This is a genomic window from Pseudomonas sp. FG6 (genome assembly GCF_057809015.1).
In genome coordinates this window covers 1-14,242 of record NZ_JBMDJD010000063.1, presented here as the reverse complement: position 1 = coordinate 14,242, position 14,242 = coordinate 1, and the positions used below count along the sequence as shown (strand labels likewise).

12 protein-coding genes are annotated in these 14,242 nt (G+C 63.1%); 3 read left to right on the top strand and 9 right to left on the bottom strand.

The genetic code is table 11. The annotated features are described in order from the left end of the window. Positions 1–34: 34 nt before the first annotated feature. From ACODSJ_RS24210 to bioB, 9 genes are all read right to left on the bottom strand, one after another. Entirely contained in the window at positions 35–1,831 is a 1,797-nt protein-coding gene (locus ACODSJ_RS24210) for an acyl-CoA dehydrogenase C-terminal domain-containing protein (RefSeq protein ID WP_489104145.1), read from the bottom strand. A gap of 91 nt (positions 1,832–1,922) precedes the next feature. Next, complete coding sequence (locus tag ACODSJ_RS24205) at positions 1,923–3,212, bottom strand: GGDEF domain-containing protein (protein WP_489104144.1); 1,290 nt, start codon at positions 3,210–3,212, stop codon at positions 1,923–1,925. Between the two features lie 251 nt (positions 3,213–3,463). Further along, positions 3,464–5,269, bottom strand: coding sequence for a phenylacyl-CoA dehydrogenase (locus ACODSJ_RS24200; protein WP_489104143.1), 1,806 nt, complete (start codon positions 5,267–5,269; stop codon positions 3,464–3,466). A 272-nt stretch (positions 5,270–5,541) separates the two neighbouring features. Further along, complete coding sequence (locus tag ACODSJ_RS24195; RefSeq protein ID WP_489104142.1) at positions 5,542–5,838, bottom strand: pyrroloquinoline quinone biosynthesis protein PqqE; 297 nt, start codon at positions 5,836–5,838, stop codon at positions 5,542–5,544. A gap of 130 nt (positions 5,839–5,968) precedes the next feature. After that, positions 5,969–6,649, bottom strand: coding sequence for a dethiobiotin synthase (gene bioD / locus ACODSJ_RS24190; protein ID WP_489104141.1), 681 nt, complete (start codon positions 6,647–6,649; stop codon positions 5,969–5,971). Further along, positions 6,646–7,458: a malonyl-ACP O-methyltransferase BioC gene (bioC, locus tag ACODSJ_RS24185; RefSeq protein ID WP_489104140.1), complete on the bottom strand. Its 813-nt coding sequence runs from the start codon at positions 7,456–7,458 to the stop codon at positions 6,646–6,648. The genes bioD and bioC overlap by 4 nt, the downstream gene beginning before the upstream one ends. Continuing rightward, positions 7,451–8,182 carry an alpha/beta fold hydrolase gene (locus ACODSJ_RS24180; protein ID WP_489104139.1) on the bottom strand — a complete coding sequence of 244 codons (732 nt, stop codon included), beginning with the start codon at positions 8,180–8,182 and terminating at the stop codon, positions 7,451–7,453. The genes bioC and ACODSJ_RS24180 overlap by 8 nt, the downstream gene beginning before the upstream one ends. Beyond that, a complete protein-coding gene (gene bioF / locus ACODSJ_RS24175; protein ID WP_489104138.1) occupies positions 8,175–9,353 on the bottom strand; it encodes an 8-amino-7-oxononanoate synthase in 1,179 nt (392 codons plus the stop codon). Before bioF ends, ACODSJ_RS24180 begins: the two co-directional genes overlap by 8 nt. A gap of 186 nt (positions 9,354–9,539) precedes the next feature. Next, a complete protein-coding gene (gene bioB, locus ACODSJ_RS24170; RefSeq protein ID WP_489104137.1) occupies positions 9,540–10,595 on the bottom strand; it encodes a biotin synthase BioB in 1,056 nt (351 codons plus the stop codon). 91 nt (positions 10,596–10,686) lie between these two features. Here bioB and ACODSJ_RS24165 point away from each other — a divergent pair, with 91 nt between their 5' ends. The 3 genes from ACODSJ_RS24165 to ACODSJ_RS24155 all read left to right on the top strand — a co-directional run bounded on the left by ACODSJ_RS24165 (position 10,687) and on the right by ACODSJ_RS24155 (position 14,217). Continuing rightward, complete coding sequence (locus tag ACODSJ_RS24165; protein ID WP_489104136.1) at positions 10,687–11,427, top strand: ComFC family protein; 741 nt, start codon at positions 10,687–10,689, stop codon at positions 11,425–11,427. A 58-nt stretch (positions 11,428–11,485) separates the two neighbouring features. After that, positions 11,486–12,250, top strand: coding sequence for a TOBE domain-containing protein (locus tag ACODSJ_RS24160; protein ID WP_489104135.1), 765 nt, complete (start codon positions 11,486–11,488; stop codon positions 12,248–12,250). 65 nt (positions 12,251–12,315) lie between these two features. After that, positions 12,316–14,217: a PhoX family protein gene (locus tag ACODSJ_RS24155; RefSeq protein ID WP_489104134.1), complete on the top strand. Its 1,902-nt coding sequence runs from the start codon at positions 12,316–12,318 to the stop codon at positions 14,215–14,217. Positions 14,218–14,242: the final 25 nt, after the last annotated feature.

Here is a 14,242-nt window from a genome sequence, read left to right as displayed (position 1 = left end):
GCTTGCTCCCTCGCCACGCAAATCCTTCAGCTCATCAAAGGGCAAACAACTGCGCCGGCAACTTCATCAGGCAATCACTCCCCGCCTCGACAGCAGCCCGATGGGAGGTTGTGCGTGGCAGCAGGCGCTTGAAGTAAAACTCGCACGTGACCAATTTCGCCCGGCAAAAACCATCATCCCCCGTGTCACTGTCGAGTTGCGCCTGGGCGACCAGGGCCATGCGCAACCACAAGTACGCGAGGATGATGTAGCCGCTGTACATCAGGTAATCCACCGAGGCGGCCCCCACTTCATCCGGATTCTTCATGGCGGCCATGCCAACTTTCAGGGTCAGCTCGCCCCATTGTCGGTTGAGCCCGTCGAGTTGGGTGATGCAGTCGTCAAGCTGCGGGTGTCCGGCATTGGCAACGCAGAATTCATGGATGATTTTGGTAAAGCCGCGCAGCAACTTGCCCTGGCTGCCCAACACCTTGCGCCCCAGCAAGTCCAGGGCCTGGATACCGTTGGTACCTTCATAGATCGGCGCGATGCGGCAATCTCGCACCAGTTGTTCCATGCCCCACTCGCGAATGAAACCGTGGCCGCCGAACACTTGCATGCCGTGGTTGGTCACCTCCAGCCCGGTGTCGGTCATGAAGGCCTTGCAGATCGGGGTGAGGAACGCCAACAGGTCCTCGGCTTCCTGGCGGGCGGTTTCGTCGGGGCTCAGGTGCGCGGTGTCCAGCAGTTGCGCGGTGAAGTACGTCAGCGCCCGGTTGCCTTCGTTGAAGGCCTTCATGGTCAGCAACATCCTGCGCACATCGGGATGCACGATGATCGGGTCGGCGACTTTTTCCGGCGCCTTGGGACCGGTCAGCGAGCGCATCTGCAAACGGTCGTTGGCGTATCGGATCGCGCCCTGGAAGCTCGCCTCCCCCAGGCACAGGCCCTGCATGCCGGTGCCGAGCCGGGCGTGGTTCATCATGGTGAACATGCAGTTCAGGCCCTTGTTCGCCTCGCCGATCAGGAAGCCCGTGGCCCCGTCGAAGTTCAACACGCAGGTGGCCGAGGCCTTGATGCCCATCTTGTGTTCGATCGAACCGCAGGCCACGCCATTGCGCCGCCCCGCCTCGCCGCTGGCGTCGGGCAGGAACTTGGGCACGATGAACAGCGAGATGCCTTTGGTCCCGGCCGGCGCGTCCGGCAGCTTGGCCAGCACCAGATGGATGATGTTCGGGCTCATGTCGTGCTCGCCGGCAGAAATGAAGATTTTGCTGCCAGAGAGGGCATAGCTGCCGTCGGCCTGGGGCACGGCGCGGGTCTTGATGAGGCCCAGGTCAGTACCGCAATGGGCTTCGGTGAGGCACATGGTGCCGGTCCACTGCCCGGCGGTGAGTTTGCTCAGGTAGGTCTTTTTCTGTTCTTCGGTGCCGTGGGCATGAATGGCCGACATAGCGCCGTGGGTCAGGCCCGGGTACATGCCCCAGGACGTATTGCTGGAACCGACCATTTCGCTGATGACCAGCCCCAGGGAACTGGGCAGGCCTTGGCCGCCGTACGCCGGGTCAGCCGCCAACCCGTGCCAGCCCCCTTCCACATACTGTGCGAACGCCTGCTTGAAGCCTGTAGGCGTGGTGACGACGCCGTTGTCGAAATGGCACCCTTCTTCGTCGCCGGAGCGATTGAGCGGTGCCAGAACCTTCTCGCAGAACTTGGCGCCTTCCTCGAGGATCGCATTGACCATGTCCGCACTGGCCTCGCTGGCGCCCAGCTCGGCGTAACGGCCGTGGAAATCGAAGACGTGGTCGATCAGAAAGCGCATGTCGCGCAGCGGGGCTTTGTACTCGGGCATGGTGGTTCTCTCCGGTAGCAGATCGTTTCAACCTACTGCCGGCCACCCGGGCCCACAATCACAGTCCAGACGCTGAATGCGCCGTCATCACTCAACCCGCGGCGGCTTCCATGCGCACGGCGCCGCGACGGTTCTGGCCGAAGGCAATCACGCAGTTACGCCCCGCGCCCTTGGCGTTATACAGCGCCTGGTCAGCGGATTTGAGCACTTCCTCGGGCGTGCGTTGTTCGAGGCGTTCGGCCACACCGATGCTGACCGTCACCGACACACAGGAAGCAGCAGACCCGGAACGCCGCTGACGGCCCTGTTGATCATCCAGGGGGCGACTCTCGGGGTTACGCAACTGGATGCTGTACGTCTCGATCGACTGGCGGATGACCTCCAGGTGGGGCATGCACTCGTCGATGCTCTTGCCGGCAAACACCAGGGCGAATTCCTCGCCACCGTAGCGATAGGCCCTACCGCCACCGCCGATCTTCGACAGCTTGCTGGCCACCAGGCGCAGTACCTGGTCGCCGACGTCATGACCGTGGGTGTCGTTGAATTTCTTGAAGTGGTCCACGTCACTCATCGCCAGCACATAATTGCGCCCCAGGCGCTGCATGCGTTCATTCAGCGCCCGCCGTCCAGGCAAGCCGGTCAACTCATCACGGAATGCCATCTGATAGGCCTCATGAGCAACCGCGGCGGCGATCATCAGCATCACCTGGCTGCACATGATGTTCAGGGTGAACGGCAGGATGAAGGTTTTCGGCAACATCCAGAACAAGCCCAGCAGACCGACCAATTGCGCCGCGTGCAGGGGCCGAGGGTTGCGCCAGTACTGCCAGGCCAGCAGCAGGAATGCAGCGGCAAACACCGGGTAGGACAGCTGGATCAGGCTCATCCAGGCACCGTGCAACGCTGGCCAGCGGATCTCCGAAAGCCACAGCAGCAAAGCCTGGGGAAAACTTTGTTCCAGGGCCAGTGCCACGCTGCCAAAGGCCAGCAACACCGCGAACCGCGCCACCATGTCCTGGAACAGATGGGTGCGCTCCTGCCACGCCGCGAACAGCCCGAACAACAACGGCAGCAGCAGGCAAACAAGGTGGAAGACCACCGCCGCGTCTTCACGCACCTTGCCGTTATCGCGGTAGAAGTCGGTCTGGGTGTCCAGCAAGTAATAGGCGATGTACACCGTGACCATCAGGAACAGTTCACGCTGGCGTCGATAGACGGCGCAGTAAGCCCCGCCTAGCAACAGCACCAAGGTCGGCAAGACGTTGAACAGCGAGGTGAAGAAAACGTTGAGATCCTTGACGTACGCAGCCGCGAGCCCCGCCAGCAACAGCAGCAAGGACGGTAGGAAATGACTGAAACGTACAGCGGAAGAACGCGGCAAGGGTAAAGCTCCAACCCGGCTGATCGATAATGGCATTGTGCCTGCAATTTGGCGAACAGGCATGGGAGATGTGACAGATGTCACACTGCCATCGTTGTAACGGCAGAGGAGGAAATATTCTTAGGCTGAGTTGGATGAATATTGTTTCAAGATCAGATTGATCCTCAATGTGGGAGCCGGGGTTTTCGGCAAGCCAAAAAAAAAGCCGCTGCTCCCGAAGAAGCAGCGGCTTGTGGAGAACCGCGAAAGGCTTAGTAACCCAGCGCGAAATCTTCCTCTTTCATGTCCATCAGGTTATTGGCGCCCGACAGCATGGTCGCCACGTGGGTGCGGGTACGCGGCAGGATGCGCTGGAAGTAGAAGCGCGCGGTCTGCAGCTTGGCGGTGTAGAAGGCTTCTTCGGTGGTGTCGGCCGCCAGTTTTTCGGCCGCCAGGCGCGCCATGTCGGCCCAGAAATAGGCCAGGCAGGCATAACCGGAGTACATCAGGTAGTCCACCGAGGCCGCGCCGACTTCTTCGCGATCCTTCATGGCCGCCATGCCGACCTTCATGGTCAGTTCGCCCCATTCCTTGTTCAGCGCCGCCAACGGCCCTACGAACTCCTTGACCGCTTCGTTGCCTTCGTTGCCCTGGCAGAACTTGTGGACGATCTTGGTGAAGCCCTTGAGCGCCTCGCCCTGGGTCATCAGCACTTTACGACCCAGCAGGTCCAGCGCCTGAATGCCGGTGGTGCCTTCGTACAGCATCGAGATACGGCTGTCGCGAACGTTCTGCTCCATGCCCCACTCGGCGATGAAACCGTGGCCGCCATAGATCTGCACGCCATGGTTGGCCGACTCGAAGCCGACTTCGGTCATGAACGCCTTGGCAATCGGGGTCATGAACGCCAGCAGCGCATCGGCCTTTTTCTTCTCTTCTTCGTCCACACCGTACTTGACGATGTCGACCTGCTTGGCCGTGAAGTAGACCATCGCCCGGTTGCCCTCGGCGAAGGCCTTCATGGTCAGCAACATGCGACGCACGTCAGGGTGGACGATGATCGGGTCGGCGGCCTTGTCCGGCGCTTTCGGGCCGGTCAGGGAACGCATTTGCAGGCGATCACGCGCATATTTCAGGCCGCCCTGGAAGCCGATCTCGGCGTGGGCCAGGCCCTGCAGTGCGGTGCCCAGGCGTGCGGTGTTCATGAAGGTGAACATGCAGTTCAGGCCTTTGTTCGCCGGGCCGATCAGGAAACCGGTGGCCGCGTCGAAGTTCATCACGCAGGTAGCGTTGCCGTGGATGCCCATCTTGTGTTCGATCGAACCACAGTTCACCGCGTTGCGCTGGCCGATGGAGCCGTCGGCGTTAGGCAGGAATTTAGGCACGATGAACAGCGAAATGCCTTTGGTACCGGCCGGCGCATCCGGCAGGCGTGCCAGGACGATGTGGACGATGTTGTCGGCCATGTCGTGTTCGCCGGCCGAAATGAAGATCTTCGTGCCGGTGACTTTGTAGGAACCGTCGGCCTGTGGCTCGGCTTTGGTGCGCAGCATGCCCAGGTCGGTGCCGCAGTGCGGTTCGGTCAGGCACATGGTGCCGGTCCATTCGCCAGAGACCAGCTTGGTCAGGTACGCCGCCTGCTGCTCGGGCGTGCCGTGCTCGGAAATGGTGTTCATCGCCCCGTGGGACAGACCCGGGTACATGCCCCACGACCAGTTGGCTTCGCCGACCATTTCGCTGACCGCCAGGCCCAGGGATTCCGGCAGGCCTTGGCCACCATGCTCGACGTCGTGGGCCAGGCTTGGCCAGCCACCTTCGACGAATTGCTTGTAGGCCTGCTTGAAGCCGGTCGGGGTCTTCACGCCGGATTCGCTCCAGGTGCAACCTTCGATGTCGCCCACCCGGTTCAGCGGTGCCAACACCTGCTCACAAAACTTGGCGCCTTCTTCGAGAATGGCGTCAACCATGTCCGGAGTTGCATCCTGGCAAGCCGGAAGGCTCTGATAGTGCGCTTCGTAGCCGAGCAGTTCGTCACGAACGAAGCGAATATCACGCAAGGGGGCCTTGTAGTCAGGCATAGCGATAAACCTCTTGATGTACCCGGGAATGAACGACCGCGAGGATTTGTTGTGGCGGTCAAACAGCTGTTTGAAACATACGTTTACGCCCAAATCTTGTCAAGCACCGATCTTTTGCCATTCGTCATCGGGACAGGAAAGTAACAGGTACGGGGAGTCCATCGCGGTGAAAAAACCACGGTGCGTGTCACAAGAGATTAGTTGAGCAAGCGAACGCCAGAGACAAAAACGCCGCGAACAAACGCGGCGCTTCTACCGATCCGAAGGGCTCTTCAGGCGAAGGTATCGATCAAGGTTCCGAGCATTTCGTCGGAGGCCTTCGCCACCTTGACGCCCAGTTGCAACTGGATCTTGCCCTGGGACATTTCAACCATGCTGGCGGCCACGTCGGACTGTTGGCTGCGGTCTACCGAGCGCAGGCGATCGGCTTGTATTTCGGACGACTGACTGGTGACCGAACGCTCGATGGTATTGCTGGCGATCTGGCCGGCGGCCTGATCGACACGGTTCTGTCCTGTCTGGACAGTGCTCAGACCGGCATAGAACGCGGTGTTTCCTGAGATTTGCATGACAGGGCTCGTCTTCTTGAAGGTTCGACAGCCCACATTGAACCAGAAGCCTTGGGGAAAGGCCCGACAAAAACACTAATGGCACAGTGCCTTGTCATAGCCAAAACCTTAGCGTGACGTTCCCGCTGTTTCAGTCCAGCAGATCCAGGTGCAGGTGTGCGGCGACGCTTTCGGCGGTCAATCCCTTGATTCTCGGGACGCGTCCCAGGCACGGCGCGGGCAGGCGCTCGGCCAGGGTGGCGAGGTTTTCTTCCAGGCGCGAGGTCTTGGGTTCGATGATGTTCGCCACCCAACCGGCCAGTTGCAGGCCGTCCCGGGCGATGGCTTCGGCGGTCAACAAGGCATGGCTGATGCAGCCCAGACGCACACCTACCACCAGGATAACCGGCAAGCCCAATGCCATGGCCAGGTCCGAAAGATTGTCCTGGTCGGCCAACGGTACACGCCAGCCACCTGCGCCTTCGATCAGGGTGAAATCGGCTTTCAGCGCCAGGAGCTCGCGCATCGGCCCCAGCAACGACTGCACCGTCAACGCTACGCCGGCTTCCCGGGCGGCCAGATGGGGGGCAATCGCCGGTTCGAACGCCAGCGGGTTGACCTGCGCATACTCAAGCGGCACCGAACACTCGGCCAGCAGGGCCAGTGCATCGGCGTTGCGCAAGCCCTTGGGCGTGACCTCGCAACCGGACGCCACCGGCTTGCCGGCCGCCGTGCTCATACCGGCCTGGCGCGCGGCGTGAAGCAGCCCGGCAGCCACCGTAGTCTTGCCGACATCGGTATCGGTGCCGGTGATGAAATAAGCCTGGCTCATAGCGGTTTCTCCAACACGGCGTAGACCACCTGGTAAGTGGCGGGTAGCCCCTGGACCTGACGAAACTGTTCGTAGGCCTGGACCAATGCCACGATCCGCGCCCGTCCGGTCAAGCCGCCGGGCCGGCCCGGATTGAGATTATGAGCGCCCAGGGCCTTCAATTCATGGGTCAGGCTACGCACATCAGGGTAATGCAACACGTGGGGGCGCTGTTCAAGGCTGATCACGTCCAGCCCGCTGGCCGCACACAACTGCCGATACGTCTCGAACTCGCGGAAACGGTTGACATGCACCAGGCCATCGACCTGACGCCAACTGTCGCGCAACTCATGCAAGGTGCCAACGCAAAGGCTGGCAAAGGCAAACACCCCGCCCGGTTTCAATACACGGTGAGCCTCGCTGAGCACAGAGGCGAAATCGGCACACCATTGCACCGCCAGACTGGAGAACACCAGGTCGCAACTCGCCGCTTGCAAGGGCAGCCGCTCAGCGTCTCCGGCGACAAAATGCGCGGCGCCGCCTTGGGGACGCGCGTGGTTGAGCATGCCTTCGGCGATATCCAGCGCCAGGCCGGATGCCTCGCCGAAGCGGCCGCCCAGGGCCCGGGTGAAATAGCCGGTGCCGCAGCCCAAGTCGACCCAACGGCCTGGCGCGAACGAAGGCGCCAAGCGCCCAAGCAACTGCTGGCCAACGTCACGTTGCAACTCGGCGACACTGTCATAGCTGCTCGCCGCCCGGGAAAACGAGGCCGCCACCTGGCGCTTGTCGGGCAAGGCGCCTGGGGCTTGGGCAAGGGACAGATCAGTCATCGCCGGACTCATGCAAGAACGCCTGGATCGCCGCCGCCACACCGTGCGGATCTTCCAGAAGGAATCCGTGGCCGGCCTGTTCGACCAGGCCGATCTCGACATCCGGCAACAACGCCAGCAATTCACCTGCCGCTTCCGCCGGGACCAACGCATCGAGGCCGGCAAACAGATGCAACTGGGGACCACGAAAACGCTGCAACGCGGCACGGGTGTCGAGTTGCGCCAGCAGTTGCAGGCCAGCCATCAGCACCTCAGGCGAGGTGCTCGGCGCCCCGGCCAGCAGCAACCGCGACAACCCGCGCGGGTCAGCGCAGCCTTGGGCGCACAATAGGCTGAAACGCTTGAGGGTCTGGCGTGGATCCGCCGCGCAGCCCGCCAGAAAGCCGTCGAACGTTTCACCAGCCATCGCACTGGGCCATTGTGCATGGGCCACGAACGACGCATTGCTCGCCAGGGTCAACAGGCCGCAACAGTGCTCGCCCCGACGCGCCGCCAGCTCAGCGGCCAACATGCCGCCCAGGGACCAGCCACCAAGCCAGGCGTCCTGGGGCAGGCTCGCGTCCAGTTCCTCAAGCCATTCATCCGGATCGCTCGAAATCAGCGCCGGCAGCGGCTCGATTTCCACCCGCAGGTGCTCGTCGAGCCCTTGCAGCGCGGCCGCCAGAGGCTCCAGCGGTGAAACGCCCAAGCCCCAGCCGGGCAGCAATATCAGTCGATCACGCATGGCTCGGCTCCGGGCCCAACTGGGCAAAACAATCGGCCAGTGCGCTGAGCAAACGCTGCACCTGGGCTTCACTGTGGGCGGCGGTCAGGGTGACGCGCAAACGGGCGCTGCCGGCCGGCACGGTAGGTGGACGGATCGCGGTGACCATCAGCCCCCGCTCCCGCAACATCTGTGACAAGCGCATCGCACGCCCGGCGTCGCCGATCAGGATCGGCTGGATCGGTGTAAAACTGTCCATCAATTGCAGACCGATCTGCGCGGCCCCTTGGCGGAACTGGCGGATCAGCACCTGCAGATGCTCGCGCCGCCAATGCTCGCTGCGCAGCAGCTCAAGGCTCTTGAGCGTGGCGCAGGCCAGCGCCGGCGGCTGGCTGGTGGTGTAGATGTAGGGACGGGCGAACTGGATCAGGCTCTCGATCAGCTCCTCGCTGCCGGCCACGAAGGCCCCGGCGGTGCCAAAGGCCTTGCCCAGGGTGCCGACCAAAACCGGGACGTCTTCCTGGCTCAAACCGAAATGTTCGACGATCCCGCCGCCATGGGCACCCAACGGGCCGAAGCCGTGGGCATCGTCGACCATCAGCCAGGCGCCCTTGGCCTTGGCTGCACGGGCCAACGCCGGCAGGTCGGCGATGTCGCCGTCCATGCTGAACACGCCGTCGGTGACCACCAGGGTATTGCCGGTGGCTTTCTCCAGGCGACTGGCCAGGCTACCGGCATCGTTGTGCAGGTAACGGTTGAAACGCGCGCCGGACAACAACCCGGCGTCGAGCAACGAAGCGTGGTTGAGGCGATCTTCCAGCACCGTATCACCCTGCCCCACCAGCGCGGTGACCGCGCCGAGGTTGGCCATGTAGCCGGTGGTGAACAACAGTGCGCGAGGACGACCGGTCAGATCGGCCAAGGCTTCTTCCAAAGCGTGATGAGGCCCGCTGTGGCCGATCACCAGATGGGAAGCACCACCGCCGACGCCCCAGCGGCTCGCCCCGGCGCGCCAGGCTTCGATCACTTGCGGGTGATTGGCCAGGCCCAGGTAGTCGTTGTTGCAGAACGCCAGCAGCGGCTGACCGTCCACGACGACTTCCGGGCCCTGCGGGCTTTCGAGCAGCGGGCGCTGGCGATAGAGGTTTTCGGCACGGCGGGCAGCCAGGCGTGCGGCGAGATCGAAGGGCATGCAGGCCTCAACTGTTTAAAGACTGGCTAAAGCCCCTTGTGGGAGCGAGCCCGTGGGAGCAAAGCTTGCTCGCGATGGGACACCTCGATCCGTCAGAAGATCGCGTTATCGTTTATCGCGAGCAAGCTTTGCTCCCACAGGCTCGCTCCCACCGGGTCTTACATTCCAATCCGGATCGGTGGGTGGTCAAACAGCGGCGTTATAGAACTGCTCGCTGCTCTTCTGCTCCACCAACGCCTGCTCGATCGCGGCCTGGTGCACTTCGTCGGCATGCTCTTCGCGGGCTTCGGGCTGGATGCCCAGGCGCGCGAACAGTTGCATGTCCTTGTCGGCTTGCGGGTTGGCGGTGGTCAGCAGTTTTTCGCCGTAGAAAATCGAGTTGGCGCCGGCCAGGAACGCCAGGGCCTGCATCTGCTCGTTCATCGCTTCGCGGCCGGCGGACAGGCGCACGTGGGACTTGGGCATCAGGATCCGTGCGACGGCGAGCATGCGGATGAAGTCGAACGGATCGACGTCCTCGGCGTTCTCCAGCGGCGTACCGGCCACTTTCACCAGCATGTTGATCGGCACCGATTCCGGGTGCTCGGGCAGGTTCGCCAGTTGGATCAGCAGGTTGGCGCGGTCGTCGAGGGACTCCCCCATGCCGAGGATGCCGCCGGAACAGATCTTCATGCCCGAATCACGCACATAGGCCAGGGTTTGCAGGCGCTCGCTGTAGGTGCGGGTGGTGATGATGCTGCCGTAGAACTCCGGCGAGGTGTCGAGGTTGTGGTTGTAGTAGTCCAGGCCGGCCTGGGCCAGCGCCTGCGTCTGCTCCTGGTCGAGGCGACCGAGGGTCATGCAGGTTTCCAGGCCCATGGCCTTCACACCCTTGACCATCTCCAGCACGTAAGGCATGTCCTTGGCCGACGGGTGTTTCCACGCCGCGCCCATGCAGAAGCGGGTCGAACCGATGGCCTTGGCGCGCGCAGCCTCTTCGAGGACCTTCTGCACTTCCAGAAGCTTCTCTTTATCCAGCCCGGTGTTGTAATGGCCGGACTGCGGACAATATTTGCAATCTTCCGGGCAGGCGCCGGTCTTGATTGACAGCAGCGTGGAAACCTGGACGCGGTTGGCGTCGAAATGCGCGCGGTGCACGGTCTGCGCCTGGAAGAGCAGGTCATTGAACGGCTGGACGAAGAGTGCTTTGACTTCGGCCAAAGACCAGTCATGACGCAGGTTGGCAGTGGTGCTGGCGCTCATGGGCGTTTCCTTGATTATGCTTGGCTGGCACCTGGGGGCATGCAATACCCACAGGCGCGACACGGATGTTCGGCATATTTAAGGAAGAGTCATGCGCTGTCAACCACACTACGAAGGACCGGTTTACATCTGGTTAAAAAACAAACAATCCTGCCTGCTGTGCGGCGACGCCACCGACACGCCGCAGCCCATCTGCACGCCCTGCGAAAGCGAACTGCCCTGGCTCGGCGATCAATGCCTCGTCTGCGCGCTGCCGCTGCCCATGGCCGGCTTGCGTTGCGGTCAATGCGCGACGCGTCCGCCGGCCTTCGAGCGGGTCCTCGCGCCATGGGCCTACGACTTTCCGGTGGACAGCCTGATCACCCGGTTCAAGCACCAGGGTAAATGGCCTTTTGGCCGACTGATGGGCGAGCTGTTGGCCGGCTCGCTGCAACATCATTTCGATGAAGGCCTGGAGCGACCCGACACCTTGGTGCCGGTGCCACTGGCGGCACGCCGCTTGCGCCAGCGCGGGTTCAATCAAGCGGCGATGCTTGCCCGCTGGCTCAGCAAACCGTTGCAGATTCCCTGTAACGAACACCTGCTGCGCCGTACCCAGGACACCCCTGCCCAGCAGGACCTCGATGCCCAGGCCCGGCGCCGAAACCTGCGCCATGCCTTTGCCCTGGCGCCCGATGCGACCGTGCGCCAGCGTCACCTGGCGTTGGTCGACGATGTGCTCACCACCGGCGCCACCGCCCAGACCCTGGCGCGGCTGCTGCTCGATGCCGGCGCCGCCCGCGTCGACGTGTATTGCCTGGCCCGCACGCCGAAACCCGGTGAGCCGGCTTGACGCGCCGGGCCTAAAGCGCCAACGTCCGTCCATCCTTCACTGCGCGCAGTTTTCTGTCATGTCATTGCCCACACTTCTGACCCAACACATCGTTCGGCGGCCCCAACGCATCGCCCTGTTGCAGCACATCGCCGAACAAGGCTCCATCACCCGCGCCGCCAAGAGTGCGGGCCTGAGCTACAAGGCCGCCTGGGATGCCATCGATGAGTTGAACAACCTGGTAGACCGACCGCTGGTCGAGCGCAGCGTTGGCGGCAAGGGCGGTGGCGGCGCCAAGCTGTCGGAAGATGGCCAGCGCGTGCTGCGCCTGTATCAGCGTTTGCAAACCTTGCAGGCGCAGTTGCTCGAAGCCAGCGAAGACGCCGCGGACCTGGGCCTGCTTAGCCGCCTGATGCTGCGCACCAGCGCCCGCAATCAACTGCACGGCAAAGTCGTCGGCATCGAGGCCCAGGGCCACAACGACCGGGTGCGCCTGGAGCTGGCCCGGGGCCTGGTCATCGAAGCACAGATCACCCACGACAGCACGCTGCGCCTGGAGCTGGACACCGGCACCGAAGTGGTGGCGCTGATCAAGGCCGGCTGGCTGCAACTGTATGCCATCGATCAGACCGCGCCGTCGGGCACCAATGTCCTGCGAGGCGTGATCGAGGCGGTGGCCGCTGCCGAAGACGGTCCCAGTGAAGTGCGCATCGGCCTGCCCAATGGCCAGACGCTGTGCGCGCTGGCCGATCCGTTGCAGTTGCGCGAGCGCGCGCTGGAGAGCGGTTCACCGGTACAAGTGGCGTTTTCGCCGACGAACGTACTGCTCGGCACACCGCTGTAGCGGACTGAAACATTAGTGTCATCGACCCACTTTAAGGTGACTGCCAAACCAGCAGGGAGCCTGAAATGAGCCTATTAGAAGAAAACCAATCCACCGACCTGGAGAAAATCGTCGGCCTGAGCCGTCGTGGCTTCATCAGTGCCGGCGCCCTGTGCGGTGCAGCGATGTTCCTGGGCGGCAACCTGCTGAGCCGTAGCGTCCTCGCCGCCGCGGTGAGCGAAGGCAACAGCCAGTTGCTGGGCTTTGATAGCATCGCCGCCGCCACCACCGACACCCTCACGCTGCCGCCGGGCTACACGTCCTCGGTGTTGATCAGTTGGGGCCAGCCCTTGCAGAAGAACGCTCCGGCCTTCGACCCCAGCGGCAACGGCACCGCCCGCGCGCAGGAAGCGCAATTCGGCGACAACAACGACGGCATGAGCCTGTTCCCGTTCCCGGGCGACAACAACCGGGCGCTGATGGCGATCAACAACGAATACACCAACTACCGCTACCTCTTCGCCCACGGCGGCCAACCGCAGTCGGCCGAAGACGTGCACAAGGCCCAGGCCAGCGAAGGCGTGTCGGTCATCGAAGTCCAGCGCCGTCGCGGTCAGTGGCAGTTCGTCCAGGAATCGCGCTACAACCGCCGGATCCACGGCAACACGCCGATTCGCCTGAGCGGTCCGGCCGCCGGTCACGAGTTGCTGAAGACCCATGCCGACAAAAGCGGCAAGCACGTGCTGGGCACCTTCCAGAACTGCGCCAACGGCATGACGCCGTGGGGCACGTACCTGACCTGCGAAGAAAACTTCACCGACTGCTTTGGCAGCAGCCAATCCGATCTGTCATTCGACGCGGCGCAGAAGCGCTACGGCGCTACCATCACCAGTCGCGACATCAATTGGCACCTGCACGATCCGCGCTTTGACCTGGCGAAGAACCCCAACGAACTCAACCGCCACGGCTGGGTCGTGGAGATCGATCCGTTCGACCCGCAATCCACCCCGGTCAAACGCACCGCCCTGGGCCGCTTCAAACATGAAAACGCCGCCCTGGCGCAGACCCACGACGGTCGCGCCGTGGTGTACATGGGCGACGATGAGCGCGGTGAGTTCATCTACAAGTTCGTCAGCCGCGAGCGCATCGACACCCGCAACGCCAAGGCCAACCAGAACCTGCTGGACCACGGCACCTTGTACGTGGCCCGCTTCGATGCGGGCGACGGCAACCCGGACCACCCGAAAGGCAAGGGCCAGTGGATCGAGCTGACCCACGGCAAGAACGGCCTCGACGCCAGCGGCGGCTTCGCCGACCAGGCGCACGTGTTGATCCATGCGCGCCTGGCCGGCAGCGTCGTGGGCGCCACGCGCATGGACCGTCCGGAATGGATCGTGGTCAGCCCGAAGGACGGCCAGGTCTATTGCACCCTGACCAACAACGCCAAGCGCGGTGAAGACGGCCAGCCGGTGGACGGGCCCAACCCACGGGCCAAGAACGTCTACGGGCAGATCCTGCGCTGGCGCACCGAGCGTGACGACCACGCCTCCAACACCTTCGATTGGGATCTGTTCGTGGTCGCCGGCAACCCGACGGTACACGCCGGCACGCCAAAGGCCGGCTCGTCCAACGTCAATGCGCAGAACATGTTCAACAGCCCCGATGGCCTGGGCTTCGACCAGGCCGGGCGGTTGTGGATCCTCACCGACGGCGACACCAGCAACACCGGGGACTTCGCCGGCATGGGCAACAACCAGATGCTCTGCGCCGACCCCAACAGCGGTGAAATCCGCCGCTTCATGGTCGGGCCGGTGGGCTGCGAAGTCACCGGGATCAGTTTCGCGCCGGACCACAAAACCCTGTTCGTCGGGATCCAGCACCCCGGGGAAAACGGCGGCTCGACGTTCCCCGAGCACCTGCCCAATGGCAAGCCGCGCTCGTCGGTGATGGTGATTACCCGGGAAGACGGCGGGATCATCGGCGCCTGACATCCGCTTTTGTGGGGGGGGGGGG

Bases quoted from the DNA above. Each gene is read 5' to 3' on its own strand.
- ACODSJ_RS24195 (WP_489104142.1), bottom strand. From the start codon at position 5,838: ATGCAAATCTCAGGAAACACCGCGTTCTATGCCGGTCTGAGCACTGTC.
- bioF (WP_489104138.1), bottom strand. From the start codon at position 9,353: ATGCCCTTCGATCTCGCCGCACGCCTGGCTGCCCGCCGTGCCGAAAAC.
- ACODSJ_RS24155 (WP_489104134.1), top strand. From the start codon at position 12,316: ATGAGCCTATTAGAAGAAAACCAATCCACCGACCTGGAGAAAATCGTC.
- ACODSJ_RS24180 (WP_489104139.1), bottom strand. From the start codon at position 8,182: ATGCGTGATCGACTGATATTGCTGCCCGGCTGGGGCTTGGGCGTTTCA.
- bioB (WP_489104137.1), bottom strand. From the start codon at position 10,595: ATGAGCGCCAGCACCACTGCCAACCTGCGTCATGACTGGTCTTTGGCC.
- bioD (WP_489104141.1), bottom strand. From the start codon at position 6,649: ATGAGCCAGGCTTATTTCATCACCGGCACCGATACCGATGTCGGCAAG.
- bioC (WP_489104140.1), bottom strand. From the start codon at position 7,458: ATGACTGATCTGTCCCTTGCCCAAGCCCCAGGCGCCTTGCCCGACAAG.
- ACODSJ_RS24210 (WP_489104145.1), bottom strand. From the start codon at position 1,831: ATGCCCGAGTACAAAGCCCCGCTGCGCGACATGCGCTTTCTGATCGAC.
- ACODSJ_RS24165 (WP_489104136.1), top strand. From the start codon at position 10,687: ATGCGCTGTCAACCACACTACGAAGGACCGGTTTACATCTGGTTAAAA.
- ACODSJ_RS24200 (WP_489104143.1), bottom strand. From the start codon at position 5,269: ATGCCTGACTACAAGGCCCCCTTGCGTGATATTCGCTTCGTTCGTGAC.
- ACODSJ_RS24160 (WP_489104135.1), top strand. From the start codon at position 11,486: ATGTCATTGCCCACACTTCTGACCCAACACATCGTTCGGCGGCCCCAA.